This is a genomic window from Phenylobacterium sp. (assembly GCF_965229015.1).
In the GTDB taxonomy this organism is placed as follows: domain Bacteria; phylum Pseudomonadota; class Alphaproteobacteria; order Caulobacterales; family Caulobacteraceae; genus Phenylobacterium.
Window position 1 is genome coordinate 2,505,079 of sequence record NZ_CBDDIM010000001.1, and the last position, 25,975, is coordinate 2,531,053.

The window sequence follows — 25,975 nt, forward strand, 5'->3', positions numbered from 1 at the left end:
GAGTTGAAATCGATATACAGGCTCACGCCGCCACCTCAGGTTGGAGAGGACAAGACGTCGGGCCGACAGACGCCCGCGTTTCAAGTGGATTTCCGGCGTCCTCAAGACAGTGGGATGGGGAAGACTCATGCCTTCCAACTATTACTTCGAGACGATCTCGGCGGCGCAGCAGGCGGCCTTCACCAGTGCTGACTCGCTGTTCTTCCCGGTCGGCGTCACCGCCAATCGGGTCTCGATTTCCTACGTGCCGGCCGCCGGCGCCAGTCCGGCCCGGATCGACGTCAGCTACAATGGCCGCACCATCTCCCTCGACCCCAGCCTGGTGGCGACCGACTATCTGGGCTCGGTCTTCTCCGACAACAGCCGCCTGGTGATCGGCGGGGCGGCCGGGACCGACCTGTCAGCGGTCAACTCGCCGCTGGGCGATGCGATCTATGGCGGGGCCGGCGACGACATCCTGGACGGCGGCGACGGCGCCAACCTCATCCAGGGCAACCAGGGGCACGACGACATCACCGCCGGCGACGGCTCCGACACCCTGCTCGGCGGGCAGGGGGACGACACCCTCACCACCGGCGACGGCGCCAACTACGCGCACGGCAATCTCGGGAACGACGACATCCTGGGGGGCGACGGCGCCGACACCCTGCTGGGGGGCCAGGGCGACGACACCCTCGATGGCTGGGACGGCAATGACCTGATCTTCGGCGACCTGGGGAACGACGTGCTGGTCTCCGGGTCGGGCTCCGCCACCCTGGTGGGGGGCGCGGGCGACGACTTCATCACCGACTGCGGCTGCGGCGACGCCTCGGTGGACGCCGGCTCGGGCAACGACCTGGTGGACCTGGGGGGCGGGAACGACGTCATCTTCGGCGGCGTCGGCGACGACCTGATCAGCGCCGGCGACGGGACGAACTTCGTCCAGGGCAACCAGGGGGACGACGGGATCTACGCCGGGACAGGCAATGACACCCTGCTGGGCGGCCAGGGCCAGGACGAGATCGACGCCGGCGACGGGAACAACTACGTGCACGGCAACCTGGGCGACGACTACCTGCTGGTCGGTTCGGGGGACGACACGGTCCTGGGCGGCCAGGGCGCCGACACCCTCGACAGCGACACCGGCGGCCCCGACGGGAACGACCTGCTGTTCGGCGACCTGGGGAACGACTCGGTGTGGTCTGGGTCCGGGAACGACACCATCTATGGCGGCGACGGGGCCGACGTCGTCGATGACGGCGGCGGGGCCAACCGGATCGACCTGGGCGCCGGCAGCGACTCGCTGTTGGCCGGCGACGGCGCCGACACCGCGGTGGGCGGCGAGGGCGCCGACGCCCTGGACGGGAGCGACGGGAACAACAGCCTGTCGGGAGACGCCGGCGACGACACCCTCCTGGCCGGGACCGGAAACGACACCCTGCTGGGCGGCGACGGGGCCGATGTGATCGCCCTGGGCGACGGGACCTTCAACACCGCCAGCGGCGGGGTCGGAAACGACAGCCTTGCGGGCGGTGTGGGGGACGACACCCTGCGGGGCGAGGACGGGGACGACACCCTCGACGGCGACGCGGGGACGAACCGGCTCGACGGCGGCGCCGGCGCCGACCGCATCACCGGGGCCGGCGGGGGGACGATCCTCGCTGGCGACGGCCATGACACCGTCATCGCCAGCGGCGGCTACAGCATCTTCGGGGGGGCCGGGAACGACCTGGTGACCCTGTCGGGCTCCGGCGCCAACACCCTGACCGGGGACGAGGGGGCCGACACCCTCACCAGCAGCAGCGCCACCGGCGGGGTCATCACCGGCGGCGTGGGCGGCGACTCCCTGACCGGGGGCGCCGGGGATGACACCATCACGGGGGGCGCGGGCGCCGACACCCTGGCGGCCGGCTCCGGGGGCGCCGACCGCTTCGTCTTCGCCAACGGCGACTCCGGCGGGGCTGTGGGATCGCTGGACCTGATCACCGGCTTCACCGCCACCGGCGTGGACGACACCCTGGCCCTGGGGATCGCCGGCTCGGTGGCGAACTTCTCCACCGCCGGCGTGGCCTCCTACGCCCAGGCCCTGGCCGAGGCGACCGCACTGATCAACGGGGGGTCGCGGGACATCGTGGTGCGGACGGTGTCGGGGTCGCCCGGCGGATTGGAGGACGGGACCTACGCCTTCGTCGACGGCGGCGGACAGAACACCATCACCAACGCGGTCCGGTTCATCGGCCTCACCGGGACCCTCGACCCGACGGACTTCGTCTAGCCGAGGCGTTCGGCCTGGGTCATGATCCTCGGCGAACCCCATCGACAGCATGGGGACCGAGGGGGACGCATGACACGCCAGAAGGTGCTGGTTCTCTACCTGGCCAATTCGGCCCTGGACGCCCCGGTGATCGCCTGGGCGGTCTATGACGGCACGGGGGCGACCCGGCCGATGGCCGGCGACAATGACGCCCCGCCCTACCGCACCGGGGTGGACGCCCTTCGCGACGGCTGGCGGCTGTTCCAGGCCGCCCAGATCCTGCCCCACCCGCGCGGCGAGGAATTCGACCTGGCCTACCTGAAGTACGAGTTCTTCTTCGAACAGCTGGTGGAGGTCGCGGCATGAGCGAACAACCTGTCCTGCTGGACTCCCTGCAGATGGCGCGGTTCGCCGCCCGCGGCTTCCTCCGTTTCGACGCCGCCGTCCCCGAGGAGATCAACCGCCAGTTCCTGGACGAGGTCGGCGAGGCCGCCGCGCCGCAGCCGGGGCGCAAGGTCCTGGGCGCTTTCGGCGAACTGCTGGCCCGAGCCCAGATCCCGGAGGTCGCCCCGGGCGCCGCCCTGTCGGCGGCCTATCCGCAGGGTTCGGCCGTCCGCCGTCTGTTGGACCTGCCCCTGGTGAAGGGGGCGATCCAGAGCCTGGTCGGGCCCGATCCCGTCTTCGATCACCACTTCCTGCACGTCACCTTCCCGCCCGCCTATTACGAGGCCGGCGGGGGCGAAAACGTCTCCCAGCACACCCACCAGGACTCCACCATCGACCCGTCCCAGGGCTTCGACCTGCAGGTGATGTACTACCCCCACAAGGTGACCCGGGAGATGGGCGGCACCCGCTTCATCCCCGGCACCCACCTGCGCAAGGTCAGCGAGGTGGCCCTTGGCCGCTACCAGAACATCCGCGGCCAGCAGCACATGGTCTGCGAGGCCGGGACCCTGCTGTTCCTGCACAACGGCCTGTGGCACGGCGGCGGGGTGAACCTGGCCGACCGCACCCGGACCATGTTCAAGATCCGCATGAACCCCAGCCTGCCCCAGGTGCGCCAGTGGGATATGGCGACCCTGCCCGCCGAGCCCGCCGCGCGGCCGATCTTCTACGTCAAGACCGCCCAGCCGGAGACCGTTGAGTCCATCCTGATGACGCCGGAACCCTGGTTCGAGCAGGACACCGGGCGCCTGGAGTTCGTCAACCGCATCAAGCTCTGGCGCCATCTCTCCGGCGATCGGCGGTTCGACGCCGATCACTGGCTGACCCGCCTGGAGAACCCCGCCCGGGCCTGAGCCATGAGGGAACGGGCGCCGGTCTGGGGCATTGGGGACGCGGCAATGATCGGCATTGCGCGTCCGCCCGTCTGTGCGCCCCGTATCCCTCAAATGAAACACATCCTCGTCCTGCCCCTCCTCGGGCTCCTCGCCGCCTGCAGCACGCCGACCCAGCAGACGGGACTGCTCTCCACCTATGACGGACTGGCCGTGAAGCCGGGCGCCGTGCGGGCCAGCGTCTCGGATCGCAAGGACGAGGTCGGGCTGGCGAACGTCCGCCGCGTCGCGCTGTCGCCGACCCAGGCGGCCGAGAGGGCCGCGGATTGGATGACACCGACCGAGCGCACGACCCTGCTGCGGGAGATTGACGCCCAGCTCTGTTTCGAGCTCTCGGAACGCTACGAGATCGCGACACCAGACCAAGCGGCGGACGCCAAGGTTCGCGCCGTGATCGCCCATGTGCGCCCGACGGGTCGCATGAGCTCGGCGGCCTCGGCGGCGGCCGGCTTCTTCATTCCGGGCCCCATCGGCGTCCGCGCGCCGGGCACCTTGGGCGGTCTCGGCGTCGAGGCCGAGATGCTCGGCGCCGACGGCAAGCAGCTGGCGGCCATCACCTGGACCCGGCAAGGCATGGCGGTGGGCACGGACAACCCCTCTCTGAGCCGCATCGGCGACGCCCTGCAGTTCGCCGAACCCTTCGCCGACGACGCCGCCAAGGCCATGACCGCCAAGGACCGCAAGCCGATCAAGATCGCCAAGCCCGACCCCTGCGCCCAGTACGGCTCGCGCATGCGGGTGGAAGGCATGGCGGCCAAGTTCGCGACCGGCCTCTACGTGCCGCAGATGAGCGGCGCCAAGGCCGAAACGCCCGCCAACCCCTGACCTCGGCGCCTTTGCGCGTGAAACGTAAGGGGAACATGCTATAGGCGAGGGGATGGCCGAAGACGCGGGCGCCGCCCCTCCCCTCCTGCCCCCGATGTTCGCGGACTGGTTTGCGGCCCGCGGCTGGAGCGCGCGCGAACACCAACTGGAGATGATCGCCAAGGCCCGCGCCGGCCGCGACGCCCTGCTGATCGCGCCGACCGGCGGCGGCAAGACCCTGGCCGGCTTCCTGCCCAGCCTGATCGAGCTGGCGGAGCGTCCCCCGGCCAACACCCCGCGCGGCATCCACACCCTCTACATCTCGCCCCTGAAGGCGCTGGCCGTCGATGTCGAGCGCAACCTGATGGCGCCGATCCTCCAGATGGGCCTGCCCATCGTCGCCGAGAGCCGCACCGGCGACACGGGCCAGGCGCGCCGCCAGCGCCAGCGGGTCAAGCCGCCGGACATCCTGCTGACCACGCCCGAGCAGCTGGCCCTGTTCTGCGCCTGGGAGGGCGCGCGCCTCTATTTCGAGGACCTGGCCTGCGTCATCGTCGACGAGATCCATGCCATCCACGCCTCCAAGCGCGGCGACCTGTTGGCCCTCGACCTCGCCCGCCTGCAGACCTTCGCGCCCAAGATGCGCCGCGTGGGCCTGTCGGCGACGGTGGACGATCCCGACGTGATCCGCCGCTGGCTGGGTTGCGCCGCCCCCGAGGTCGAAAACCAGGTCGACCTGGTGCGCGGCCCCGGCGGCGCGGCGCCCATCGTCGACATGCTGCTGGCCGAGGGCCGCGTCCCCTGGGCGGGCCACACCGCCCAGCACGCCATGCCGGAGGTCTATGAGGCCATCAAGTCGGCCCGCACGGCCCTGGTCTTCGTCAACACGCGCTTCCAGGCCGAGTTCGCCTTCCAGGAACTCTGGAAGCTGAACGACGACGACCTGCCCATCGCCCTGCACCACGGCAGCCTGGCCGCCGAGCAGAGGCGCAAGGTGGAGGCGGCCATGGCGCGCGGTGAGCTGCGGGCCGTGGTCTGCACCTCGACCCTGGACCTGGGGATAGACTGGGGTGACGTCGACCTGGTGATCCAGCTCGCCTCGCCGAAGGGCGCGAGCCGCATGGTGCAGCGGATCGGCCGGGCCAACCACCGGCTGGACGAGCCCAGCCGCGCCCTCTTCGTGCCGGCCAACCGTTTCGAGATGCTGGAGTGTCAGGCCGCCCGCGAAGCCATCGCCGAGAACCGTTTCGACGGGGACGCGGCCCGCACCGGCGCGCTGGACGTGCTCGCCCAGCACGTCATGGGCTGCGCCTGCTCCGAGCCCTTCGACCTGCTGGCGCTCTATGACGAGCTGGTCACCGCCGGCCCCTACCGGGATCTCACCTGGGAGGACTTCGAGCAGGTGGTCGATTTCGTCTCCACGGGCGGCTACGCGCTCAAGACCTATGACCGCTTCCGCCGGATCGTGAAGGGCCAGGACGGGCGTTGGCGGGTGCGCGACCAGGCCACCGCCCAGCGCCACCGGATGAACGTCGGCGCCATCCTCTCGCCGGCCGTGCTGGCGGTGCGCATCGCCATGGGCAAGCGCCTGCAGGGCGGGCGCAAGATCGGCGAGGTGGAGGAGGGCTATGTGGAGATGCTGGAGCCCGGCGACACCTTCATCTTCGCCGGCCAGGTCTGGTCCCTGGCAGCCGTGACGGGCCTGGACGTCCTGGTGCGTCCAGCCATGGGCAAGGACCCCAAGATGCCATCCTGGGGCGGCTCGAAGTTCGCGCTGTCCACTTTCCTGGCCAAGCGGGTGCGCGAGCTGATGTTCGACGAGACCCACTGGAAGGTCCTCCCCAGTGACGTCCGCGAATGGCTGGAGATCCAGAAGGACCGATCGCTGATCGTGAAGGAGGAGGAGCTGCTGCTGGAGACCTTCCCGCGGGGGAAGCGCAACTTCATCGTCTGCTACCCCTTCGAGGGGCGCCTGGCCCACACGACGCTCGCCATGCTGCTGACCCGGCGGCTGGAGCGGATGGGCGCCGCCCCGCTGGGCTTCGTCTGCAACGACTATGCGGTGGCGGTCTGGGCCCTGAACCCCCTGGACGGACTCGATTTCGACGAACTGTTCGCCGAGGACATGCTGGGCGACGACCTGGAATCCTGGTTGTCGGAGAGCTTCATGATGAAGCGCGCCTTCAAGGGCTGTGCGATCATCTCCGGGCTCATCGAGCGGCGATTCCCAGGCGAGCAGCAGAAATCCGGACGGCAAGTGACCTTCTCCACCGACCTCATCTACGACGTCCTGCGCCGCCACCAGCCGGATCACCTGCTGCTGCGCTGCGCCCGCGAGGACGCCGCCACCGGCCTGGTGGACGTGGCCCGCCTGGGCCAGCTCCTGGCCCGCATCAAGGGCAAGATCCGCCATGCGGCCCTGGATCACCTGTCGCCCTTCTCCGTCCCCATCCTGCTGGAGATCGGCAAGGAGCGGACGCCGGGCCAGGCCGGTGAGATGATCCTGGCCGAGGCCGAGGGCGACCTGATCGCCGAGGCCCTGGCGTGAGCGCCCTGGCCGAGACCCGCCACGTCTATGCCTGGGGGCCCAGTCCCTGCGGCGGCCTGCGAACCACCCTCTCGGGCGCCGCCGTGACCCTACGCGCCAGCGGGGCCCTCTGGATCGAGGCCGAACGCATGCTGGTGGTGGCCGACCTGCACCTGGAGAAGGGCAGCGCCTACGCCGCCCGCGGCCAGATGCTGCCGCCCTACGACACCCGCGACACCCTCCGGCGGCTGACCGCCGAGATCGCGGCGACCCAGGCCTCCGCCGTGGTGCTGCTGGGGGACACCTTCCACGACCGCGCCTCGGAGGACCGGCTGGCCGGGGACGACGCCGAGCAGCTGCGCGCCCTGGCAGGCCTGACCCGCCTGATCTGGGTGATCGGCAACCATGACGCCGACGGCCCCCGCGCCCTGCCGGGCGAGGTGGCCGACGAACTGAGCGTGGCGGGCCTCCTGCTGCGGCACGAACCCCAGGTAGGTCTGCAACCCGGCGAGGTGGCGGGCCACCTTCACCCCTGCGCCAAGGTCACCGCCTCGCGCGGCACGGTGCGGCGGCGCTGTTTCGTCACCGACGGCGAGCGGCTGGTGGTTCCGGCCTTCGGCGCCTATGCGGGCGGTCTCAACATTCGCGACCAGGCCTTCGCCGGCCTCTTCGCCCGCGATCCCCTGTGCGGCGCCCTGGGCTCGGGCCGGGTGCACGCTGTGGGATGGCGGTCCGTCGTCGGGGACTGATCCCCTACATCCTCATCGCCTGTTCCAGGGCCATGGCCAAGGACACAGAGGCCCCCAGGGTCAGCACCGTCATCAGCCGCGGATAGCGGGCCGGCACGTCGGGGGCGGTCTGGTCGAACAGCCACTGGACGATGAAGGCGCCCATCAGGCCCGTGATGATCCAGGCGGTGGGGAGGTCGCCGCGGGCGACCAGCAGACCGAACCCCACGATGGGCGAGATGATCGAGCCGGCCAGCCTCTGCCAGCGGGGAGCCTCCAGGCTGCTCTCCAGCCCCCAGCGGATGCCCCCCAGGAACCCCAGCATGATGGCCGACCAGGCCAGCAGGACGTTCAGGGCGTGCCCCGACCACCTCGGCGGGCCATAGGCGTAGATGATCGCCGAGATCGGGAAGGCCGACAGGCCGACCAGGGCGATGGCCCACATGGGCTTGGGCGCGGAGGTCTCGGCGTCCATCAGGCGTCAGTTCCTCCGGAAGGTGACCGAGGCGGCCCAGCCCGCGCCGAGCGCCAGGGCCATTGAGACCAGGCCATATAACCATGGGCTACGATGGGCGAAGAGGTAAAGTGTCCGCTCCACCCCGGCCTTCTCCACCGTCAGGGGACGGACCTTGCGCGACACCGGCTGGCCGTCCTGGAAGAGGATGATCTCGGCCTGGTAGGTTCCGATCGGGGCGTCGGTGGGCAGGTCGATCTCGGCCTTGAACAGACCCTTGTCCACGAAGGCCACGCCGCGGTCGTCGGCGTCATACAGGCCCGCGGTCTCCTTCAGCCGCACCACGGCGCGCCGCCAGTCGAGATAGTCGCCCCCCAGCCGGCTCACCACCACGTCGCGGACGCCGTAGCGGGTCTCGATACGCTCCTCGAAGGGGGCGTTGATGGCCAGGTGATCGATGCCGGCGCCCAGGCGCCGCAGGGTCCCGAAGCCGGCGATCTGGTCCAGGGGCCGGGTGGAGGCGGTCATGTAGAAGCCGGGCGCGCCGCGGAACACCACCGGACGGCTGTTGACCCAGACGCCCGCCACCTTGGTCTTGCGCGCGATGCGGATCGGCTGCTCGGGGCCGCGCACGATCACCACGACGTCGCTGGGCCTGGTGGTGGGGTCGAAGACCGCGCCATAGAGGACGATGCGGGCGCCGTGGAAGCCGGAGGTCACCCGCACCTGGGTGGTGGTGAGCGCCGCCGAGACCGCCGCCGGCGAGGCGGTGAGCTGGGGCGCCGTGGGGGACGGGATGTCGAGGGGCATCATCCCATCCCCGACATCAGGACGAAGGGCTCGGCGGGGGTGAAGAACAGGCCAAGCCCCATGCGCAGGCCCACCAGCAGTACAATCAGGGCCAGCAGGGCGCGAAGCTCCTCGGCCCGAAACCGCGAGGAGGCCTTGGCGCCGAGCTGAGCGCCCAGGACGCCCCCCACCAGCAGCAGGGTGGCCAGGACGATGTCGACGGTCTGGTTGCGTCCGGCCTGCAGCACCCCGGTCAGCGAGGTGGTGATGATGATCTGGAACAGGCTGGTGCCCACCACCACCCCGGCCGGCATGCGCAGGATGTAGACCATGGCCGGGACCAGGATGAAGCCGCCCCCCACCCCCATGATGGCCGAGAGGATTCCCACGAAGACCCCCAGCAGGATCGGCGGGATGACGCTGATATAGAGGCGCGAGCGCGGGAAGCGCATCTTCAGGGGCAGGCCATAGAGCCAGAGCGGCCGGCGATCACCCCGCGGCTTGGGAGGATGGCCGCCGCGTCGGCGCAGGATCGCCTGCAGCGACTCCACCAGCATCAGCCCGCCGATGATCCCGAGGAAGATCAGGTAGGAGAGCGAGACCACCAGATCGGCCTGGCCCAGCAGACGCAGCCAGCGGAAGATCTCAACCCCGACGATGGAGCCCGCCGCCCCGCCGGCCGCCAGGATGCCGCCCATGCGGAAGTCCACCGCCCGCCTGCGGGTGTAGGAGATCACGCTGGAGGTGGAGGAGGCCGCCACGTGATTGGCCATGCTGGCTACGGCCACGGCCGGCGGTATCCCCATCAGCACCAGGACCGGCGTCATCAGGAAGCCGCCGCCGATGCCGAACAGGCCCGAGATGAAGCCCACCAGCGCGCCCAGCGCCACCAGGAGCGGCGCATTGACCGAGACTTCGGCGATGGGGAGGTAGAGGTCCACGGTCGCCCCTTATCGCGCCCAGACTAAAAGATTTTGAGCCGGATTCTGGCCTCAAGATGAAGCCGTCCGGCGCTAGGCCCTCACCGGGTGAAGACGGAAAGCCTGGAAACCGTCGTCGGATCGAGCTGGCCGGTGGGCGACATGCCTTGGTCGCGTTGGTAGGCGGCCACCGCCAGCTTCAGGGCGCCGGACGCGCTGCCGTCGGTGGGGCCCTGGTAGTAGCCGAGCCGAGAGAGGGCGCGCTGGGCGGTGATCACGGTGGGGGAGGCCGCGCCGACGGCGGCCGTGGCGGTCGGCGCCACCGAGGGATTGGGCTGGGCGGCGCGGAAGGCCGCCGCGGCGCGCTCGGCCACCGTGCGGGCGTCGGGCGAGAGGCCGGAGGCCACCCGCTGGGCGCTGGAGCGGGCTTCGCCGTCGCCGGTGCGGGCGGCGATCAGGTACCACTTGTAGGACTCCGCCGCGTTCTGGCTGACGCCCAGGCCCTGCTCATAGAGGGCGGCGAGGTTGTACTGGCTGTCCACCAGGCCAAGGTCGGCGGCGCGGCGGAACCACTGGGCCGCGGTGGTGGAGTTCTTCGGGCCGCCGGCGCCGGAAATGTAGGAGATGCCAAGGTTGTGCATCGCCTTGGGGTCGCCGCCCTCGGCCGCCCGCTCGGTCCAGCGGCGAGCCTCGACGAGGTCCTTCTTCACCCCGCCGGTGCCGTTCTCGTAGAGCTTGGCCAGGTAGAATTGCGCCGGCGCGTGGCCGAGATTGGCCACGGTCTTGAGCTGGTCCAGGCCGCCCGGCTGCTTGGCTTCGACGGCCGCCGCGGCGGTGGCGAAGCGCTGGGCCAGGTCGGCCGCCGGCGGGGTTCCGGGCGCGATAGGCTGGGGCGAGAGCGCGATGGCCACGCGGGGACCGTCGCCGAAGGGCGTCGTGTCGGCCTCCGGCGCCATGATCTCTTCGGAGCGGCCGCCATTCAGGGAGGCCAGGGCGTCGGCCACCCGCTTGGGCGGGGCGCCGCCGGGCTTGCCGTCCATCAGCATGAAGCTGGCGGTGGCCAGGCTCAGGCAGGCCGCGCCCCCCACCACCATCAGGGCGGTCTGCAGGGAAGATCCGGCGCGGCGCTTGGGCCGGGCGCCGAAGCTGGCAAACAGCGAGGTTCCCGGCTCCTTGGCGACCTTCTCGGCCTTGGCCTTCTTTTCCTTTGCAGGCTTGGCCCGCTTGGACTTGCCGTCGTTCTGCACCGAGGCGCGGGCGGCGGCGCGGGCCTGCTCGATCACTTCGCGGGTCGAGAGCGGGCGGCCGGGCTCCGGCGCCGGCACGGTGTTGGAGCCCAGGGGCTCCTCGTAGATCTCGGCGGGCTCCTCGACCTCGGCCAACTCCTCGCCGATGGGGGCGAAGCCGTCGGCGGCCTCGAAGTCCTCGGCGTCGAAGGCGGGGCGCTCGGCCTCCCCCAGGAAGGGTTGGCCGGGGAAGCCTGTGGGGGCGTCCGGACCGGTCTCCGGCGGGGCGAAGGCCTGGCGCGCCAGGGGATCGGCGGCAGGTTCGGCGGGACCGAAGCTCGGGAAGGGATCGGGGCCAAAGGGCGACAGGGGCTCGGGGGGAACCACCGGCGCACGCACGATCGGGGCGGCGGCCACCTGTTCCGACAGCCGACGGTGGGACTCGCCCAGGCGGGCATCGATCTTCTCGCGCGCCTCCTCCAGCATCCGGGCGGTGCGTTCCTCACTCTGGCGGATGCGCTCCACCAGGTCGTCGGAGGCGCGCTCGCTGCGCTGGTTCATACGCTCGGTGACGCGGGCCACCTGTTCGCCGACATCGTCGATGGCCTGGGCCGAGCGGCGCTCGGCGTTGGCGATGCGTTCGGAAAGCTTCTCGGTGATGCGGCCGATCTCCGCGCCCAGGCGTTCCAGCGCCTCGGCGTGGACGCTGTCGGTGCGTCCGAGCTTGCTCTCCATGGCCTGGGCGATCCGGGCCACCTCGCCGCCCACCGTCTCGATGGCGTCGGCGCTGCGGTGCTCGGTCGCCTGGACCCGGCGATTGAGGTTGTCGGCCACGGTCAGGACCTCCCGGCCCATCTTCTCGATGGCCTGGGCCGAGCGCTGCTCGGCCAGGCGGACATGGTCGCTCATCTCCGCCAGCTTGCGCTCCATGCGGTCGAAACGACCCTCGGCGGAGACCTGCAGCTTCTGGGCGATCTCGCCGCGCGCGGCGTCGACCCGGCGGGTGAGGTTGGCGGCCAGTTCCTCCAGCCGCTTGTCGATGGCCGGCGAGGCGCCGCCCTCCACGACCCGGATGCGGCCGTCGAGATTGGAGAAGGCGTCCTTCAGCCCCTCCATGGCCGCGGCGGTGCGCGACTCCGCGTCGGCCAGGCGATCGCCGACCCGGGTGACCACCTCCTCGATCAGGGCGGTGGGATCGCCGCCGCCGCGAGCCTCGACCTCGTTCACCCGGTCGCGCAGGGCGGTCAGGGTCTCACGGGTGCGGTTCTCGCCCTCGTAGAGGTGATTGGCGACCTTGCCGAGCGCCTGCTCCAGGGCGCGCAGGGCCTCGGCGGAGCGGGGGCCGGCGGCCTCCTGCTCGACGCGGCGGAGGCGTTCGGCCAGCCGGGCCTGCTCGGTCTTGGTCTCGTCGACGGCGCCCTCGAAACGCGCCGCCACGGCGATGTTCTCGCGCTCGGCCAGCTCGATACGCGACAGGGCCTCGCGGACGGAATGCTCGACGGCGCTGATGGCCAGCCCCGCGCGGCCCTCGGAATGCTCGATGCGGTCGGTCAGGCGGTCGAGAGCCATGGTGACGCGACCGATCTCGTCGGCCGGATGCTCGGGCACCTCGTAGCGGCTGGCGGGTTCGGGGGCCGGCGGCGCCTGGGGCCGGGGCGCCTCGGCGCGGGGCGGCTCGACATAGACGGGCTCGGGGCGCGGGGCCTCGGTGAGGAAGGCCTCGGGCCGGAGCGGCTCGTGGTCCTGGCCCCTGAGTTCGGTGAAATAGGATTCCGATGTGACCTCGTCGGGACCCTCGTCCTCGAGGATCATGTGGTTTAGCCATTCACCCAGAGTCATCCCGGAGCGCCGGGCGAGGTCCTTAGCGACCTCCCGGGCTTTTGGGTCGATCCCTTTGACGCTCCATGGCGTCCCCGAGCTCATACCGAATCGTTCTCCAAAGGATCGACTTCGGACGCTAGCTACCGATCCTTGGGGTGTAAACGCGACGTTAACGCTAGATATAGCGTCTTGAGCGATTGGCTGTGGATGAACCGCGCGCCCGGCGAACCCAGGCGGGGCCAGGGATGGCGTCGTCGCGAAGGTCAAGCGGCGAAGCCACTTTGCGGTCGCCGCCAGCCTGCGCTACGCCGTCGCACATGACGCTTCCCGTGACCCTTGGATTGATCGCCGCCGCCCTGGCCATCGCGATCTTCGCCGGCTGGCGCGGCGCCCAGCCGCCCGATCCGCTGAAGGGGGTGCGCATGGCGCCCCATAGGCTGATCATGGTGACGGCCGCCGCCGCCGCCCTGATCCTGCTGGTCCACCTGGTGAACCTGCTGGGGGTGACGACGGGACGCTAGGTCAGGCCGCCAGCGGAGGCGCCTCCGGCTCCTCGGCCTTCTTCGGACGCTTGGCGAGGCCCGCCACCCCACCGGAGGAGAGCAGGCCCACATCGGCCAGCAGCAGCGGAATGGCCCACTTGCGCGGAGCGGCGATGTAGCGGGGCTGCCAGACGGGATCGTACTTGTCCTTGTACCGGCGCACGCCCTGGAAGTTGTAGATCTCCTCGCCGCGCTCGAAGAACAGCTTGCCCACCCGCGACATCACCGGCGCCAAGGGGCGGTCCTCCAGCCCCGCCAGGGGGGCCATGCCGAACTCGAAGGCCTGATAACCCTGGGTCCGGCCCCAGGCGATGAGCTCCACGAACAGGTAGTCCATGATGTTCTTCGGCCCGTTGGGGCCGTAGCGCATGAGGTCCATGGAGAACGAGCTCTTGGCCGCCGTGGTCCACAGGGTGGCGAAGGCCACGATGGCGCCGTGGAACCGCACCACCGCCACCGGAAACTCCGAGACATAGCCGGGGTGGAAGCCGCCCATGGAGAAGCCCTTCTCCCCGCCGGCGTGTTCGGCCAGCCAGACGTCGGAGACCGCCGCCAATTCCGGGATGATGTCGCTGATCCGTTCCGGCGGCAGGACCTCGAAGGTCGCCCCCTCCTCGGCGGCCTTGCGCCAGGCGCGTCGCAGGTTGCCCCGCCGGCGGCCCTCGATCTGGAAGCTCTCCAGGGGCACGGCGGCGGACTCGCCGACCTTCTGGATGGAGAAGCCCAGCTCCACCACGTCAGGCAGGTGTTCGGCGCCGATGCCGTAGATGCCCGGCCTCGCGGCATGGGCGTCGGCCAGCTCGCGGAAGCGCCACAACAGCTCGAGCTGCTCGTCGCGGCGGCCGACCGGCGCGCCGAGCGCGATCCAGGAACGCCCACGGACCCCGAACATCAGGAAGCTCTCGCCGCTGGCGGAGAACAGGAACCGCTTGTCCCCGAGCAGGGCCAGGTTGGAGCCCGGCTCGGCGACCTCAGCCTTGGCCAGGATGTGGCGCACGCGCTGGAAGTCCGGATCGGCCTCCCCCACCACCTGCGGCGTGGCCGCGGTGGCCACCATGCGCCACAGGCCGAAGGCGAAGAGGGCGATGGCCGCCCCGGCCCAGGCGCGGATCGAGCGCGCCGCATCGGCGTCCACCATCATCCGCCAGAACGGCTGGTCGGCGTAGTCGGCGTGCTGGAAGGACCAGAGCCCCAGCAGCCCCGCCCCCATCAGGACCGCGAAGGCCGAGGCCAGCCAGCCCGGGGTGATCTCCATGCGCGACAGCCGCGCCAGCCTTGGGAAGGCCCCGCGGAAGGGCAGCAGCAGGAAGGCGAGCGCCACGAGGGCCGCGGTCTCCTCCCAGACGAAGCCCTTGAGCAGCGACAGCGGCGCGGCCAGCAACAGGGCGCCCATGGTGGCCGCCCAGGCCGCGTCCAGCCGCGCCCGCAGGCCGAAGGCCAGCATCACCAGGGTCAGGCCCAGGATGCTGGAAAGGAAGTGGCTGACCTCGATCAGATAGACCGGCGTAACCTGATAGAGGCGCAGGAAGCGGTCGGGGACCGAAGGCGTCGCGCCCGACGCCACCAGCATCACGCCGGCCGCCAGGGTCAGCACCGCGCCGATGAAGGGGGCGACCGCGAAGGCCGCCGGCTTCAATTCTCGCCAAAATCTCATTCACGGTCCGTGCAGCGGCGAAAGGCCGGCCGCCTTCATAGCTGATTTTTGAGCTTTGGGCCGGGTCAAACAAGCGTTTCGTTCCTTGCTCTTGAGGGCCCCGACGCTAATGTGGCCGGGCGAAAAGCTTGAGACCTCGGGAGGATTCCATGGCCGACTTCGGCGGCGGCGACATCGACACGTTCCGCAAGGACGTTCGCGCCTGGCTGGAGGCCAACTATCCGGCCGAGCTGCGGGATCCCAAGGCCAAGACCGATCCGGAAGCCGTCTGGGGCGGCCGCGCCTTCGCCGGCGGAGACGACCCCCAGGCTGTGTGGACCAAGCGCATGGGCGAGAAGGGGTGGACCACCCCCACCTGGCCCAAGGAATACGGCGGCGGCGGCCTTTCGCCCGCCGAGGCGCGGGTTCTGGACCAGGAGCTGGCCGCCGGCCGCTACCGTCCCGGCGTCCTGGCCTTCGGCATCTGGATGCTCGGCCCCGTGCTGCTGGAATATGGCACCGAAGAGCAGAAGAAGACCTTCCTGCCCCCGATCGTCCGCGGCGAGATCCGTTGGTGCCAAGGCTATTCCGAGCCGGGCGCCGGCTCCGACCTCGCCAGCCTCGCCACCCGCTGCGAGGACAAGGGCGACCACTGGCTGATTAACGGCCAAAAGATTTGGACGAGCTACGCCGACAAGGCCGATTGGTGCTTCTGTTTGGTGCGGACCGATACGAGCAAGAAGCATGAGGGGATCAGTTTCGTGCTGATCGACATGCGGACGCCGGGGGTCGAGACGCGGCCTATCCAGTTGATTTCAGGGGAGAGTCCGTTCTGCGAGACCTTCTTCACGGACGTGAAGATCCCCAAGGACCAGCTGGTGGGCAAGGTCAATGGCGGGTGGGAGATCGCCAAGCGGCTGCTGCAGTACGAGCGCCAGAACATCTCGGGCGGGTTCGGCGGCGGCGGCGGGGCCGGGGGGTCGGCGGCGGACCTGCCGGTGGTGGCCAAGAGCTACAACGGAACCGATGACACCGGTAGACTGGCCGATGCGGACCTGCGCCAGCGGATCACCCGCAACGAGATGGACTTCCGCTCGCTGCGGATGACCATCGCGCGGACGGCGGCGGAGGCGCGGGCCAGCAACGGGCCGAGCGCGGCCACCTCGATCATCAAGTTCGCCGCGGCCGAGTTCGCCAAGGAGCGGTCGGAGCTGATGATCGAGTCCATGGGCCATCAGGGTTTGGGCTGGTCGGGCGACGACTTCACGCCGGGCGAGCTGACGGCGACCCACGGCTGGCTGCGCTCCAAGGGCAATTCCATCGAGGGCGGGACGACCGAGGTGAACATCAATGTGGTGGCCAAGCGGGTGCTGGGCCTACCCGATCCGAAGTAAGCGCATACATCCAAGGCGCCGCTCAATTTCAGGGCGGCGCTTCCTTTCGATTTGAACGACGGATTTTCAGAAGGCGATTTTCCCATGGCTGACTTCGGCGGCGAGGACACCACCGCATTCCGCGCGGAGGCCAAGGCTTGGCTCGACGCGAACTTCCCTGAGTCCCTGAAGAAGAACCCGGCCGCCCAGTTGGCCGCGGCCATGGGCGGGACCGAGACCCCCGACGCCAAGGCCTGGCGCCAGGCCATGGGCGCCAAGGGCTGGGGCACGCCGACCTGGCCGGCCCAGTACGGCGCCGGCGGCCTGTCCCGCGCGGAAGCCCGCGTGCTGGCCGAGGAGATGGCGGCGATCGGCGCCCGCAACCCCATCGGCGGCATGGGGGTGATGATGTTCGGCCCCACCCTGGTGGAGTACGGGACCGAGGAGCTCAAGCGCCAGCACCTGCCCGGGATCATCAAGGGCGAGGTCCGCTGGTGCCAGGGCTATTCCGAGCCGGGCTCCGGTTCCGACCTGGCGAGCCTTCAAACCCGCGCCGAGGACAAGGGCGACCACTGGCTGGTAAATGGTTCAAAGATTTGGACTTCTGGCGCAAATCTGGCCGACTGGTGCTTCTGCCTGGTGCGTACCGACACCTCAAAGAAGCATGAGGGCATCAGCTTCCTGCTGATCGACATGAAGACGCCCGGCGTCGAGGTCCGGCCGATCCGGCTGATCAACGGCACCTCGCCCTTCTGCGAGACCTTCTTCACCGACGTGAAGGTCCCCAAGGACCAGCTGTTCGGCCCGCTGAACGGCGGCTGGACGGTGGCGAAACGACTGCTTCAGTTCGAGCGCGACAACATCTCGGCGGGGCTCGGCGGCGGCAACCTGGGGGCGGCCCAGGCCACCATGACCGTCAACGAGGCGGCCAAGCACTACATCGGGACCGACGCCAGCGGCCGGCTGGCCGACACCGACCTGCGCCGCCGGATCACCGAGCACCTGATGGAGACCCGGGCCTTCCAGCTGACGGTGCGGCGCGCGGCCGACGAGGCCAAGTCCAACCAGGGCCCCTCCTCGGCCACCTCGATCATGAAGTACGCCGGCGCCAAGATCGCCCAGGACCGCAACGAGCTGATGGTCGAGGCCATGGGCGCGAGCGGCCTGGGCTGGGACGGCGAGGGCTATGAGGCCAACGAACTGGCCACGGTGCGCGCCTGGCTGCGCTCCAAGGGCAACTCCATCGAGGGCGGCACCTCGGAGATCAATCTCAACGTGGTCTCCAAGCGCGTCCTCGGCCTGCCGGACCCCAAGTAGGGGGACTCCGAAAGACCGCTTTTTGTGCTATAGTGAATTATAAGAATTTGAATTTAAGGGAGAATTTTCATGGCAGATTTCGGAGGCGCTGATCTCGACGCTTTCCGCGCCGAAGCGCGCGAATGGCTCGAGGCGAATTTCCCCAAGTCCCTGAGCAAGAATGTCGACGCTCAGCAGGCGGCTCTGATGAGCCCCGACAAGCCCACCGGCGACTTCGCCGTGTGGAAGGAGCGCATGGGCGCCAAGGGCTGGGGCGTTCCCACCTGGCCGGCGGCCTATGGCGGCGGCGGCCTGTCGGCGGCCGAGGCCCGCGTGCTGCAGGCCGAGATGGCCAAGATCGGCGCGGTCAACCCGATCGGCGGCATGGGCGTGGGCATGTTCGGCCCGACCCTGCTGGAATACGGGACCGAGGAACAGAAGCGCAAGTATATCCCCGACATCGTCACCGGCAAGGTCCGGTGGTGCCAAGGTTTCAGCGAGCCGGGCGCCGGCTCTGATCTGGCCTCCCTGCAGACGAAAGCTGAAGACAAGGGAGACCACTTCCTGGTTAACGGAAGCAAGATCTGGACGAGCGGCGGCCAATACGCCGACATGATCTTCTGCCTGGTCCGCACCGACAACACCAAGAAGCACGAAGGCATCTCCTTCGTGGTGTTCGACATGCACCAGCCGGGCGTCGAGGTCCGTCCGATCCGCCTGATCGCCGGCTCCTCGCCCTTCTGCGAGACCTTCTTCACCGACGTGAAGGTGCCCAAGGAAAACCTGATCGGCCCGCTGAACGGCGGCTGGACGGTGGCCAAGCGCCTCCTGCAGCACGAGCGCTCAGGCATGAACGGCGGCCGCGCCGGTCCGGTGGCCGAACCCGCCCTGGGCGTGGTGGCCAAGAAGTATGTGGGCGAGGACGCCGCCGGCCGCCTGGCCGACAGCGACCTGCGCACCCGCATCATCATGAACGAGATGGACAAGAAGGCGCTCGCGCTCACCGTCCGTCGCGCGGCCCTGGAGGCCAAGGGCAATTCCGGCCCCTCGGCGGCGACCTCGATCATGAAGAACGCCAACATGAAGGCCATGCAGGACCGCGCCGAGCTGACGCTCGAGTTCATGGGCCACCAGGGCCTGGGCTGGGAAGGCGCCGACTTCACGGCCGAGGAGCTGGCCGCCGTGCGCAGCTGGCTTTCCGGCAAGGCGGGTTCGATCTATGGAGGTTCCAACGAGGTGCAGAACAACATCATCTCGAAGCGGATCCTGGGTCTTCCCGACCACACCCAATCCCACTGATTTTCTAGTGACTTGATTTTCAAGGAGAATTTTTAAATGGCAGACTTTGGCGGCGGCGACCTGGACGCCCTGCGCACCGAGGCCAAGGAGTGGATCGCGGCGAACTTCCCCGCGTCCCTCAAGGGCCGTCCGAACCCGATGATGCGGGAAGAGCGCTCGACGCCCTCCCCGGAGCAGGAAGCCTGGCGCAAGGCCATGGGCGAAAAGGGTTGGGGCGTCCCCACCTGGCCCAAGGCCTATGGCGGCGGCGGCCTGTCGGCGGCCGAGGCCCGCGTGATCCAGCAGGAGCTGGGCCGCGCCGGGGCCTACAACCCCATCGGCGGCATGGGCGTGATGATGTTCGGCCCGACCCTGCTGGAATACGGCACGGAAGAGCAGAAGCAGGAGCACATCCCGCCGATCGTGAAGGGTGAGCTGCAATGGTGCCAGGGCTTCTCCGAGCCGGGCGCCGGCTCCGACCTGGCAAGTCTTCAGTGCAAGGCCGAAGATAAGGGTGACCATTTCGTCATCAACGGCCAGAAGATCTGGACGAGCGGCGCCCAATACGCCGACTGGTGTTTCTGCCTGGTCCGCACGGATACTTCGAAGAAGCATGAAGGCATCTCCTTCGTGCTGTTCACGATGCATCAGCCGGGCGTCGAAGTCCGCCCGATTCCTCTGATCGCCGGCAACTCTCCTTTCTGCGAAACCTTCTTCACCGACGCGATCGCCGACAAGAAGAACCTGGTGGGCCCGCTGAACGGCGGCTGGACCATCGCCAAGCGTCTGCTGCAGCATGAGCGCTCGGGCCTCAGCGGCGCCGGCGGCGGCGGCATGGGCTTCGGCGGCCGCGGCGTCGTGCAGATGGCCAAGGACTATGTGGGGGTCGATGAGACCGGCCGCCTGTCCGACACCGACCTGCGCACCCGCCTGATCATGAACGAGATGGACGGCCGCGCCTTCCAGCAGACCGCCGTGCGGTCGATGATGGAAGCGCGTTCGAACTCCGGCCCCTCGGCCGCCACCTCGATCATGAAGAACGCCGGCACCCGCTGGATGCAGGACCGCGCCGAACTCACCCTCGAGATCATGGGTCACCAGGGTCTGGGCTGGGAAGGCGAGGACTTCACCGCCGAGGAACTGGGCGCCGTGCGCGGCTGGCTCGGCGGCAAGGCCACCACCATCTATGGCGGTTCGCAGGAGGTGCAGAACAACATCATCTCCAAGCGCATCCTGGGCCTGCCGGACCTGACGCAGAACAACTGATGCGGAGCTCTCTCTGACGTCATCCCGGACGGCCGCCAGGCCGATCCGGGACCCAGGGGCCGGAGCAATCCCCCCTGGGTCCCGGCTCTCCGCTTCGCTTCGGCCGGGATGACGTGGGAGGGGACCCCCGCTTTCGCAAAACAAACCAACTTCGAGATTCAATAGGGAATTATTTGAAATGGCCGTTCTGAACGAAGAACAGAGCATGCTCCGCGACGCCGCGAAGAGCTGGACCCAGGAAAAGAGCCCGGTCACCGCCTTCCGCAAGATGCGCGATAGCGGCGTGGACATCGGCTACGACGCCGCCGCCTGGAACGAAATGGCCGAGATGGGCTGGGCCGGGGTGATCATCCCCGAGGAATACGGCGGGTCCGACTTCGGCTACCTGTCCATCGGCCTGATCCTGGAAGAGCTGGGCCGCACGCTCACCGCCTCCCCGCTGCTGGTCTCCGCCGTCGGCGCGGCCTCGGCCCTGGTCCTGGGCGGCACCGACGCCCAGAAGTCCGAGTGGCTGCCGAAGATCGCCGAGGGCACCGCCGTCGGCGCGCTCGCCGTCGACGAAGGCGCCCACCACAACCCCGACAAGGTCGACACCACCTTCTCGGGCGGCAAGATCACCGGCACGAAGACCTTCGTGCTGGAGGGCTTCAAGGCCGACGTCCTGATCGTCTCGGCCAAGGGCCCGGACGGCGTGGGCCTCTACCTGGTCCGTGGCGATGACGCCGGCGTCAGCCGCAAGCGTCTGGCCCTGGCCGACAGCCGCGGCGCGGCCAATATCGAGTTCAAGGGCGCGGCCGCCGAGCCCCTGACCGGCGGCGCCGAGCTGGTGGAAAAGGTCCTCGACCGCGTCCGCGCCGCCCTGTCGGCCGAGATGCTGGGGGCCGCCGTCCAGGCCTTCGAGACCACCCTGGACTACCTCAAGGTCCGCGTGCAGTTCGGCCAGGTGATCGGCTCCTTCCAGGCCCTGCAGCACCGCGCGGCCAAGATGTTCACCGATCTGGAACTGGCCCGCTCGGCCGTCGAAGCCGCCCTCCAGGCGATCGACGCCGGCACCCCCGACGTGCCGGAACTCGTCTCCCTGGCCAAGGCCAAGATGGGCGACACCTTCCACCTGGTCTCCAACGAGATGGTCCAGATGCACGGCGGCATCGGCATGACCGACGCCCACGACGCCGGCTTCTACCTCAAGCGCGCTCGCGCGGCGGAAGCGGCGTTTGGGAACCAGGCGTTCCACCGCGACCGGTACGCCAAGATCCAGGGCTATTAAACAGCTTCGCTGAGCTAGTGATTGAGAGACCCCGTCGGTGTGAGCCGGCGGGGTTTTTCTTTTGGGGCTTAAAGCTCAGGTATCGCCCGAGCGCGAGGCTCAACTTCCCGCACCTGCCGCTTCACGGATGCCAACAGCTCCGGACCGTACCGAGCTTCCATGCGAACCAAGAACGTGGGTTCGACGGCATTTACGTAGGCTAGCATGCCGCAGAGATGCTCCCTCTCGCGCTGTGTAAGCAAGCCGAGCTTCTCGCGATGCAAGGCGGCGCGAATTAGCCGCTTCTTTTCGCGACCAAGCGAAACTGCGCCGTCGTTGGTAAGGACAAGCCCCGTCACTTCGCGGCGATATCTCCTCGTCGCCAGCGTGGTTTTCGTGTCGTTCAGTTTGAGCTTGGGGTTTGCCATCTTTCGAAGGACTCCTCGAAGCTGCTTCTCGATGCCGTTCAAATAACCAGTTCTTGGTGCTGAAAAAGTCAGGTCGTCGGCATATCGAGAATAGGCAACATGGCCACCTTCGATCATGTCGGTTACAGCACAATCAAATTCATACATCAGAATATTTGAAAGAATTGGCGATGATGGAGCGCCAATAGCTAGACGCAGCACCGAACTCCCCTTCGCTCGATGGAACAAAATTCGCGTGCTCATCAGCCGATCGACCGGGTTCGCCAGCAACCCATGCTTGTCGCAATAGGCCTCCCAATCGCTCGACCGTATCGACGGAAAGAATTCGCTAAAATCGAACTTTAGTATCGGCCCTGCACCAGCATGAACCGCGGCATTTTGCCGGATGGAGACGCCAGTTCGATAGGCCATAGCAGCTGGATGCACCGGTAGCGCACTAAGGACTTCTGTGATCAATGCGCGTTGGAGGATTTTCACCTCTCTGGCAGGTTGCGCAATAAGGCGTCTTCCACCATCTCTTTTCTTAATTGGGAATACTTTATACCGTGATGGGGCGTTTTGCACCACCCTTTGTATACCGAATTCATGAAGTCCGGTCGCGTTAATCAGGATTGGCAGAAGTTCACTCACGGATTTACTCCGGAGACCTGAACTATACCCCGGTATCGATCCGGATCATTTTCTTCCCAATACTTTCGTATTAGAATTCGTCTCCGATTTTTATCACGATCGCCCGCTTCCGCTCTGAGCCTCAGCTGCGCCGCGTCTCCTGTCGGCCTCGCAAAGAAGTATCTCCTCGCCCCCTTAGTTAGCGGGACCACCCATTCAACCACCTCCGCACAGAGAAGATATCCGCTAATCTCGGCCTGGGATTTCAGAACGCCAGCGGAAATCAAAAGGATTTCAATCTCGGCTATAGTTAGAGCACCGAATTCCTGTATTAGAGCGACAATTAGCTTTATTACATGTCCCGACTTCTCAGAGTTGAATGTTGATGGATCTCGAATCTGAGATAGTCTTCGAACAATGGGTGCCTGAAGGCGATCGCGGACCACGTCAATCCGGACGTCTCGCGCCGAATTCCCGTTCATCCCAATATCTTGATCATCCAGAACATAGACTACCCCCTCTCCATACTTGTTTTGTAGAGACAGAAGAGGCCCAAGCTTTATGAAAGATTCATCCTCGTAGTGCCGGTCTCGAAGTATTACGAGTAGCCGCTCGGATATTTCATCGACCATGGAGAAGGCGCCGAGCTCCGCATGGCTACCTTCACTCTCTGAGAAAAGGATAATGAGCTCGCAAATTTGTGCGAGATCAGTTTCGAATGCTAATAAATCTCGGTAGTCGGCCCGAGACAGATAGAAGACGTTTATATCTTCCGCGAGGACCACATGCCTGTCCTGCATTGCCGGGTTGTTTGCAATTTTGAGAAACGCATCCCGAAGCGACAGGGGTATGGGGACCCCTATGTCGGACTTTTCCCCCCCGCATAGAAATACAACTGCGGACGGTGCCTGGACGCGAATACTATCCGCGTCCAGGTGTTCCGCAAACCAGTCGAGCAAGCGAGCTTACCTCAAGAGACCCGAAAGAGCGGGATATGCTATCGAGCGGAGCGTCCCGTAAGGGCGATTGGATATCGCGCTCTTTCGGGGCAATAAAACTCAGCAGGTAGATGATGTCCGGAGAAACGCCGGACCAAGCACTCGAGAGTGCTTCTCGCGTAAGCACACTCACGGTAGTACCGTCCCGAGCGGTGTCAAGGTAGCTTGCATCTATCAATACTGGTGGGCCCATGACCGTCATCCGCTCCCTCAACGAAACCCTCGGCCAGCAGCGCGTGGTGTCGAACGCCGACGGCCGCGCGGTGATCGAGTATGTGGCGGGGGCTCATATGTGCCACTCGGGCGGGGTGGTGCAGGGGGGCTTTATCTCCGGCTGGATCGACGCGGCCATGGCGCACGCGGCGATCAGCGCCGCCGGCGGTGAGGTGACGCCGATGTCCCTGGAGCTGAAGGTCAGCTTCTTCGCGCCGGCGCGGCCCGGCCTGGTGATCGCCGAGGGCTGGGTGGAGCGGCAGGGGCGCTCGGTCTGTTTCCTGGAGGGGCGGCTGACCGACGCGTCGGGCGCCGTCCTGGCCAAGGCCTCCTCCACCGTGCGGCTGATGGATCGCGCCCGGGTCGAGGGGGCGGCGCGGGCGGCGACGGGCGCGTAACCCCACCTGACCGTTTCTTTCCGCTCATCCCCGCGAAAGCGGGGACCCAGGTGTCTTTGGTTTGCCGCTTCCGAGCAGGCGCCTGGCTTTCAGAACGGAGAAAAAGCCTGGGTCCCCGCTTTCGCGGGGAGGAGCGGATTTGGGAGTACTAGGTTTCGGGATGTGGCCGCCACCCTGGCCTTCCCGCGCGGGGACGCCGTGGCGCTGAAGGCCGCGCGGGCGCGCTATGGCGCCGTTGCGCCGGGCTCCATACGGCTGAAGATGATCGACGGCTTCATCGCCTGCCCGCAGGCCGACGACATGACGGCGGCCTTCTGCCCGGCGCCGCCGGCCCGCTGATCCCGGCGGCGGCTCAGTCCACCGGCTCCAGCTCCTTGGGCGCGGTGACGCGGCGGGTGCGGGTCTGGGCCTTGGGCTTGGGCAGCAGGCGGAAGCGGGTCTGGCACCAGGCGAAGTCGACCCCGACATCCAGCAGGGCGTCGGAGCGGCCGCAGGGGCAGGCGAACTCCATGACGGCGAGGACGCGGTAGCTCTCCCCGGCGACCAGGGGCACCGGCCGGCCCGTGGCATGGTTGGGGGCGACATTGACGCATATGACCAGATCGCCGGGGCCGACCGCGTCGCTCATGGCTTCCATCCTCCACGCCCCGGAAAGATGAGGCTCCGTCCCGCGCGGGGCAAGGCCCCCCGGCGGCCCGGCGGCGACCGGGCCCGCGCATTTTGTTCCTCTTTTGTTCGATTTTTCGGCGGGTCCGTGGCAGGCTTGGCGGGTGTCCAAGTTCGATGAGGATTGGGGGCCGGGCAACCCGTGGCGGCATCCGCGGGATCGCCTCGTGCCGGATTTCGACCATACGGGCGGGTGGAAGCCCTCGGCCTATCGGCCCTCGATCGGGCGGGTGATCCTGGCCCGGGTGGAGGTGGGGGAGACGATCACCTCCATCGTCGCCGATCCGGAGATGCCCTGCCGGGCGACCCTCTATCGGTGGCTGAGGATGCACGAGGACTTCGCCGCCGACTATGCGGAGGTCCGCCGGGTGCTGGCGGTGAACACCCTGTGGTCGCGGGATGATGTGGCGGCCCAGCGGCGGGACTATGCGATCCGGTTCGGCAAGGGCCTGCCCAAGGGCGGCCAGAGGAGCCGCTACACCCTGTGCCGCGCCTGGGCCTTCTGCGAGGCGGTGGCGGCGGGGATGACCCTGGCGCAGATGGCCGGCGATCGGCGCCTGCCGACCCCGAGGATGGTCTATCGCTGGCTGCGCCAGAGGCCGGAGTTCCGCGCCATGTACGAGCGCGCCCGCGCCCGCCAGAGGCTGGTTTTGCAGCTCGACATCGACCAGGTGGTGGACCGCGTCGACCCCTTCGATCTGGCCGCCGCCAAGCGGGCGGTGGAGCGGCTGGAGGGCCGCATCGGGCGGCTGACGCCCAAGCTCTACCGCACCCGGCTCTGACGGGCGGCCCTTGACGGAGGTCAAGGCGGGCGCCGGCGCGGGCCCGCAGGATCGGGGCCTATCGGGAGACGCGCCATGGGCAACCTGGTCTACAAGCTCGCCGCCATCGTCACCGCCCTGGTGGGGCTGGCCGTGGCGGTCTTCGCCCTGACGGCGGCCTACCGCACCGACGACGACTGGGCCCGGATGCTGTTCACCCTGGGCATGCCCGCCAGCCTGCTGCTGCCGGCGGTGGGGACCCTGCTGGTGGCCGTGGGCGTGCTGATGTTCCGCCACGCCCTGCGCCAGACCGAGCGGCCCTCCTAGGCCCGGCCCAGATCGGGCGGATGGCCGGTGACCAGGACCTCGAGGGGACGCCAGCCGCCCAAGCGCCTCCGGGGAACGCCTGGGCGCGCGGCGGGTTCTGGT

24 protein-coding genes are annotated in these 25,975 nt (G+C 68.3%); 16 read left to right on the forward strand and 8 right to left on the reverse strand.

Annotated features, from left to right (window positions below):
* The first annotated feature begins 127 nt into the window (after positions 1 to 127).
* The 6 genes from ACO06I_RS12585 to pdeM all read left to right on the forward strand — a co-directional run bounded on the left by ACO06I_RS12585 (position 128) and on the right by pdeM (position 7,650).
* Positions 128 to 2,254 (forward strand): calcium-binding protein, encoded by a 2,127-nt coding sequence (locus tag ACO06I_RS12585; RefSeq protein WP_421932911.1) that lies wholly within the window; start codon positions 128 to 130, stop codon positions 2,252 to 2,254.
* A gap of 69 nt (positions 2,255 to 2,323) precedes the next feature.
* Positions 2,324 to 2,599, forward strand: a complete 276-nt coding sequence (locus tag ACO06I_RS12590) for a hypothetical protein (protein WP_421932912.1) — start codon at positions 2,324 to 2,326, stop codon at positions 2,597 to 2,599.
* Positions 2,596 to 3,531, forward strand: coding sequence for a phytanoyl-CoA dioxygenase family protein (locus ACO06I_RS12595; RefSeq protein ID WP_421932913.1), 936 nt, complete (start codon positions 2,596 to 2,598; stop codon positions 3,529 to 3,531). The genes ACO06I_RS12590 and ACO06I_RS12595 overlap by 4 nt, the downstream gene beginning before the upstream one ends.
* 93 nt (positions 3,532 to 3,624) lie before the next feature.
* Positions 3,625 to 4,395: a DUF3313 family protein gene (locus ACO06I_RS12600; RefSeq protein ID WP_421932914.1), complete on the forward strand. Its 771-nt coding sequence runs from the start codon at positions 3,625 to 3,627 to the stop codon at positions 4,393 to 4,395.
* A 52-nt stretch (positions 4,396 to 4,447) separates the two neighbouring features.
* Positions 4,448 to 6,922 carry a ligase-associated DNA damage response DEXH box helicase gene (locus ACO06I_RS12605; RefSeq protein WP_421932915.1) on the forward strand — a complete coding sequence of 825 codons (2,475 nt, stop codon included), beginning with the start codon at positions 4,448 to 4,450 and terminating at the stop codon, positions 6,920 to 6,922.
* Positions 6,919 to 7,650 carry a ligase-associated DNA damage response endonuclease PdeM gene (gene pdeM, locus ACO06I_RS12610; RefSeq protein ID WP_421932916.1) on the forward strand — a complete coding sequence of 244 codons (732 nt, stop codon included), beginning with the start codon at positions 6,919 to 6,921 and terminating at the stop codon, positions 7,648 to 7,650. Before ACO06I_RS12605 ends, pdeM begins: the two co-directional genes overlap by 4 nt.
* Before the next feature lie 4 nt (positions 7,651 to 7,654).
* On the opposite strand, the gene ACO06I_RS12615 is transcribed toward pdeM, so the two are convergent.
* The 4 genes from ACO06I_RS12615 to ACO06I_RS12630 all read right to left on the reverse strand — a co-directional run bounded on the left by ACO06I_RS12615 (position 7,655) and on the right by ACO06I_RS12630 (position 12,941).
* Positions 7,655 to 8,104: a DUF3429 domain-containing protein gene (locus ACO06I_RS12615; protein WP_421932917.1), complete on the reverse strand. Its 450-nt coding sequence runs from the start codon at positions 8,102 to 8,104 to the stop codon at positions 7,655 to 7,657.
* A gap of 6 nt (positions 8,105 to 8,110) precedes the next feature.
* The gene (locus tag ACO06I_RS12620; RefSeq protein ID WP_421932918.1) at positions 8,111 to 8,893 is read right to left on the reverse strand and encodes a TIGR02186 family protein; all 783 of its coding nucleotides are present in this window, start codon (positions 8,891 to 8,893) and stop codon (positions 8,111 to 8,113) included.
* A complete protein-coding gene (locus ACO06I_RS12625; RefSeq protein WP_421932919.1) occupies positions 8,893 to 9,813 on the reverse strand; it encodes a sulfite exporter TauE/SafE family protein in 921 nt (306 codons plus the stop codon). The genes ACO06I_RS12620 and ACO06I_RS12625 overlap by 1 nt, the downstream gene beginning before the upstream one ends.
* Positions 9,814 to 9,893: 80 nt before the next feature.
* Positions 9,894 to 12,941, reverse strand: coding sequence for a peptidoglycan-binding protein (locus ACO06I_RS12630; protein WP_421932920.1), 3,048 nt, complete (start codon positions 12,939 to 12,941; stop codon positions 9,894 to 9,896).
* A gap of 227 nt (positions 12,942 to 13,168) precedes the next feature.
* Between ACO06I_RS12630 and ACO06I_RS12635 the strand changes: the two genes are divergently transcribed.
* Positions 13,169 to 13,360 carry a hypothetical protein gene (locus tag ACO06I_RS12635; RefSeq protein ID WP_421932921.1) on the forward strand — a complete coding sequence of 64 codons (192 nt, stop codon included), beginning with the start codon at positions 13,169 to 13,171 and terminating at the stop codon, positions 13,358 to 13,360.
* Position 13,361: 1 nt separating this feature from the next.
* On the opposite strand, the gene ACO06I_RS12640 is transcribed toward ACO06I_RS12635, so the two are convergent.
* Positions 13,362 to 15,035, reverse strand: coding sequence for a phosphatidylglycerol lysyltransferase domain-containing protein (locus tag ACO06I_RS12640; protein ID WP_421932922.1), 1,674 nt, complete (start codon positions 15,033 to 15,035; stop codon positions 13,362 to 13,364).
* Positions 15,036 to 15,184: 149 nt separating this feature from the next.
* Here ACO06I_RS12640 and ACO06I_RS12645 point away from each other — a divergent pair, with 149 nt between their 5' ends.
* From ACO06I_RS12645 to ACO06I_RS12665, 5 genes are all read left to right on the forward strand, one after another.
* Positions 15,185 to 16,408 carry an acyl-CoA dehydrogenase family protein gene (locus ACO06I_RS12645; RefSeq protein ID WP_421932923.1) on the forward strand — a complete coding sequence of 408 codons (1,224 nt, stop codon included), beginning with the start codon at positions 15,185 to 15,187 and terminating at the stop codon, positions 16,406 to 16,408.
* An 84-nt stretch (positions 16,409 to 16,492) separates the two neighbouring features.
* Positions 16,493 to 17,704 carry an acyl-CoA dehydrogenase family protein gene (locus ACO06I_RS12650; RefSeq protein ID WP_421932924.1) on the forward strand — a complete coding sequence of 404 codons (1,212 nt, stop codon included), beginning with the start codon at positions 16,493 to 16,495 and terminating at the stop codon, positions 17,702 to 17,704.
* A gap of 69 nt (positions 17,705 to 17,773) precedes the next feature.
* Positions 17,774 to 18,982, forward strand: a complete 1,209-nt coding sequence (locus tag ACO06I_RS12655; protein ID WP_421932925.1) for an acyl-CoA dehydrogenase family protein — start codon at positions 17,774 to 17,776, stop codon at positions 18,980 to 18,982.
* 36 nt (positions 18,983 to 19,018) lie between these two features.
* Positions 19,019 to 20,227, forward strand: a complete 1,209-nt coding sequence (locus ACO06I_RS12660) for an acyl-CoA dehydrogenase family protein (RefSeq protein WP_421932926.1) — start codon at positions 19,019 to 19,021, stop codon at positions 20,225 to 20,227.
* A gap of 178 nt (positions 20,228 to 20,405) precedes the next feature.
* Positions 20,406 to 21,494, forward strand: a complete 1,089-nt coding sequence (locus ACO06I_RS12665; RefSeq protein ID WP_421932927.1) for an acyl-CoA dehydrogenase family protein — start codon at positions 20,406 to 20,408, stop codon at positions 21,492 to 21,494.
* A gap of 68 nt (positions 21,495 to 21,562) precedes the next feature.
* On the opposite strand, the gene ACO06I_RS12670 is transcribed toward ACO06I_RS12665, so the two are convergent.
* A complete protein-coding gene (locus ACO06I_RS12670; protein ID WP_421932928.1) occupies positions 21,563 to 22,531 on the reverse strand; it encodes a retron St85 family RNA-directed DNA polymerase in 969 nt (322 codons plus the stop codon).
* Positions 22,528 to 23,469 carry a retron St85 family effector protein gene (locus tag ACO06I_RS12675; protein WP_421932929.1) on the reverse strand — a complete coding sequence of 314 codons (942 nt, stop codon included), beginning with the start codon at positions 23,467 to 23,469 and terminating at the stop codon, positions 22,528 to 22,530. The genes ACO06I_RS12670 and ACO06I_RS12675 overlap by 4 nt, the downstream gene beginning before the upstream one ends.
* A gap of 230 nt (positions 23,470 to 23,699) precedes the next feature.
* Between ACO06I_RS12675 and ACO06I_RS12680 the strand changes: the two genes are divergently transcribed.
* Positions 23,700 to 24,119: a PaaI family thioesterase gene (locus tag ACO06I_RS12680; protein ID WP_421932930.1), complete on the forward strand. Its 420-nt coding sequence runs from the start codon at positions 23,700 to 23,702 to the stop codon at positions 24,117 to 24,119.
* 162 nt (positions 24,120 to 24,281) lie between these two features.
* The gene (locus ACO06I_RS12685; RefSeq protein WP_421932931.1) at positions 24,282 to 24,458 is read left to right on the forward strand and encodes a hypothetical protein; all 177 of its coding nucleotides are present in this window, start codon (positions 24,282 to 24,284) and stop codon (positions 24,456 to 24,458) included.
* Between the two features lie 13 nt (positions 24,459 to 24,471).
* On the opposite strand, the gene ACO06I_RS12690 is transcribed toward ACO06I_RS12685, so the two are convergent.
* The gene (locus ACO06I_RS12690; protein ID WP_421932932.1) at positions 24,472 to 24,747 is read right to left on the reverse strand and encodes a hypothetical protein; all 276 of its coding nucleotides are present in this window, start codon (positions 24,745 to 24,747) and stop codon (positions 24,472 to 24,474) included.
* A 205-nt stretch (positions 24,748 to 24,952) separates the two neighbouring features.
* Between ACO06I_RS12690 and ACO06I_RS12695 the strand changes: the two genes are divergently transcribed.
* Positions 24,953 to 25,567, forward strand: coding sequence for a hypothetical protein (locus ACO06I_RS12695; protein WP_421932933.1), 615 nt, complete (start codon positions 24,953 to 24,955; stop codon positions 25,565 to 25,567).
* Positions 25,568 to 25,642: 75 nt separating this feature from the next.
* Positions 25,643 to 25,873, forward strand: a complete 231-nt coding sequence (locus tag ACO06I_RS12700) for a hypothetical protein (protein WP_421932934.1) — start codon at positions 25,643 to 25,645, stop codon at positions 25,871 to 25,873.
* The last annotated feature ends 102 nt before the right edge of the window (positions 25,874 to 25,975 follow it).

Bases quoted from the DNA above. Each gene is read 5' to 3' on its own strand.
- ACO06I_RS12590 (WP_421932912.1), top strand. From the start codon at position 2,324: ATGACACGCCAGAAGGTGCTGGTTCTCTACCTGGCCAATTCGGCCCTG.
- ACO06I_RS12665 (WP_421932927.1), top strand. From the start codon at position 20,406: ATGGCCGTTCTGAACGAAGAACAGAGCATGCTCCGCGACGCCGCGAAG.
- ACO06I_RS12645 (WP_421932923.1), top strand. From the start codon at position 15,185: ATGGCCGACTTCGGCGGCGGCGACATCGACACGTTCCGCAAGGACGTT.
- ACO06I_RS12700 (WP_421932934.1), top strand. From the start codon at position 25,643: ATGGGCAACCTGGTCTACAAGCTCGCCGCCATCGTCACCGCCCTGGTG.
- ACO06I_RS12650 (WP_421932924.1), top strand. From the start codon at position 16,493: ATGGCTGACTTCGGCGGCGAGGACACCACCGCATTCCGCGCGGAGGCC.
- ACO06I_RS12655 (WP_421932925.1), top strand. From the start codon at position 17,774: ATGGCAGATTTCGGAGGCGCTGATCTCGACGCTTTCCGCGCCGAAGCG.
- ACO06I_RS12640 (WP_421932922.1), bottom strand. From the start codon at position 15,035: ATGAGATTTTGGCGAGAATTGAAGCCGGCGGCCTTCGCGGTCGCCCCC.
- ACO06I_RS12600 (WP_421932914.1), top strand. From the start codon at position 3,625: ATGAAACACATCCTCGTCCTGCCCCTCCTCGGGCTCCTCGCCGCCTGC.
- ACO06I_RS12630 (WP_421932920.1), bottom strand. From the start codon at position 12,941: ATGAGCTCGGGGACGCCATGGAGCGTCAAAGGGATCGACCCAAAAGCC.
- ACO06I_RS12615 (WP_421932917.1), bottom strand. From the start codon at position 8,104: ATGGACGCCGAGACCTCCGCGCCCAAGCCCATGTGGGCCATCGCCCTG.
- ACO06I_RS12605 (WP_421932915.1), top strand. From the start codon at position 4,448: ATGGCCGAAGACGCGGGCGCCGCCCCTCCCCTCCTGCCCCCGATGTTC.
- ACO06I_RS12620 (WP_421932918.1), bottom strand. From the start codon at position 8,893: ATGCCCCTCGACATCCCGTCCCCCACGGCGCCCCAGCTCACCGCCTCG.
- ACO06I_RS12680 (WP_421932930.1), top strand. From the start codon at position 23,700: ATGACCGTCATCCGCTCCCTCAACGAAACCCTCGGCCAGCAGCGCGTG.
- ACO06I_RS12690 (WP_421932932.1), bottom strand. From the start codon at position 24,747: ATGAGCGACGCGGTCGGCCCCGGCGATCTGGTCATATGCGTCAATGTC.
- ACO06I_RS12660 (WP_421932926.1), top strand. From the start codon at position 19,019: ATGGCAGACTTTGGCGGCGGCGACCTGGACGCCCTGCGCACCGAGGCC.
- ACO06I_RS12595 (WP_421932913.1), top strand. From the start codon at position 2,596: ATGAGCGAACAACCTGTCCTGCTGGACTCCCTGCAGATGGCGCGGTTC.
- ACO06I_RS12585 (WP_421932911.1), top strand. From the start codon at position 128: ATGCCTTCCAACTATTACTTCGAGACGATCTCGGCGGCGCAGCAGGCG.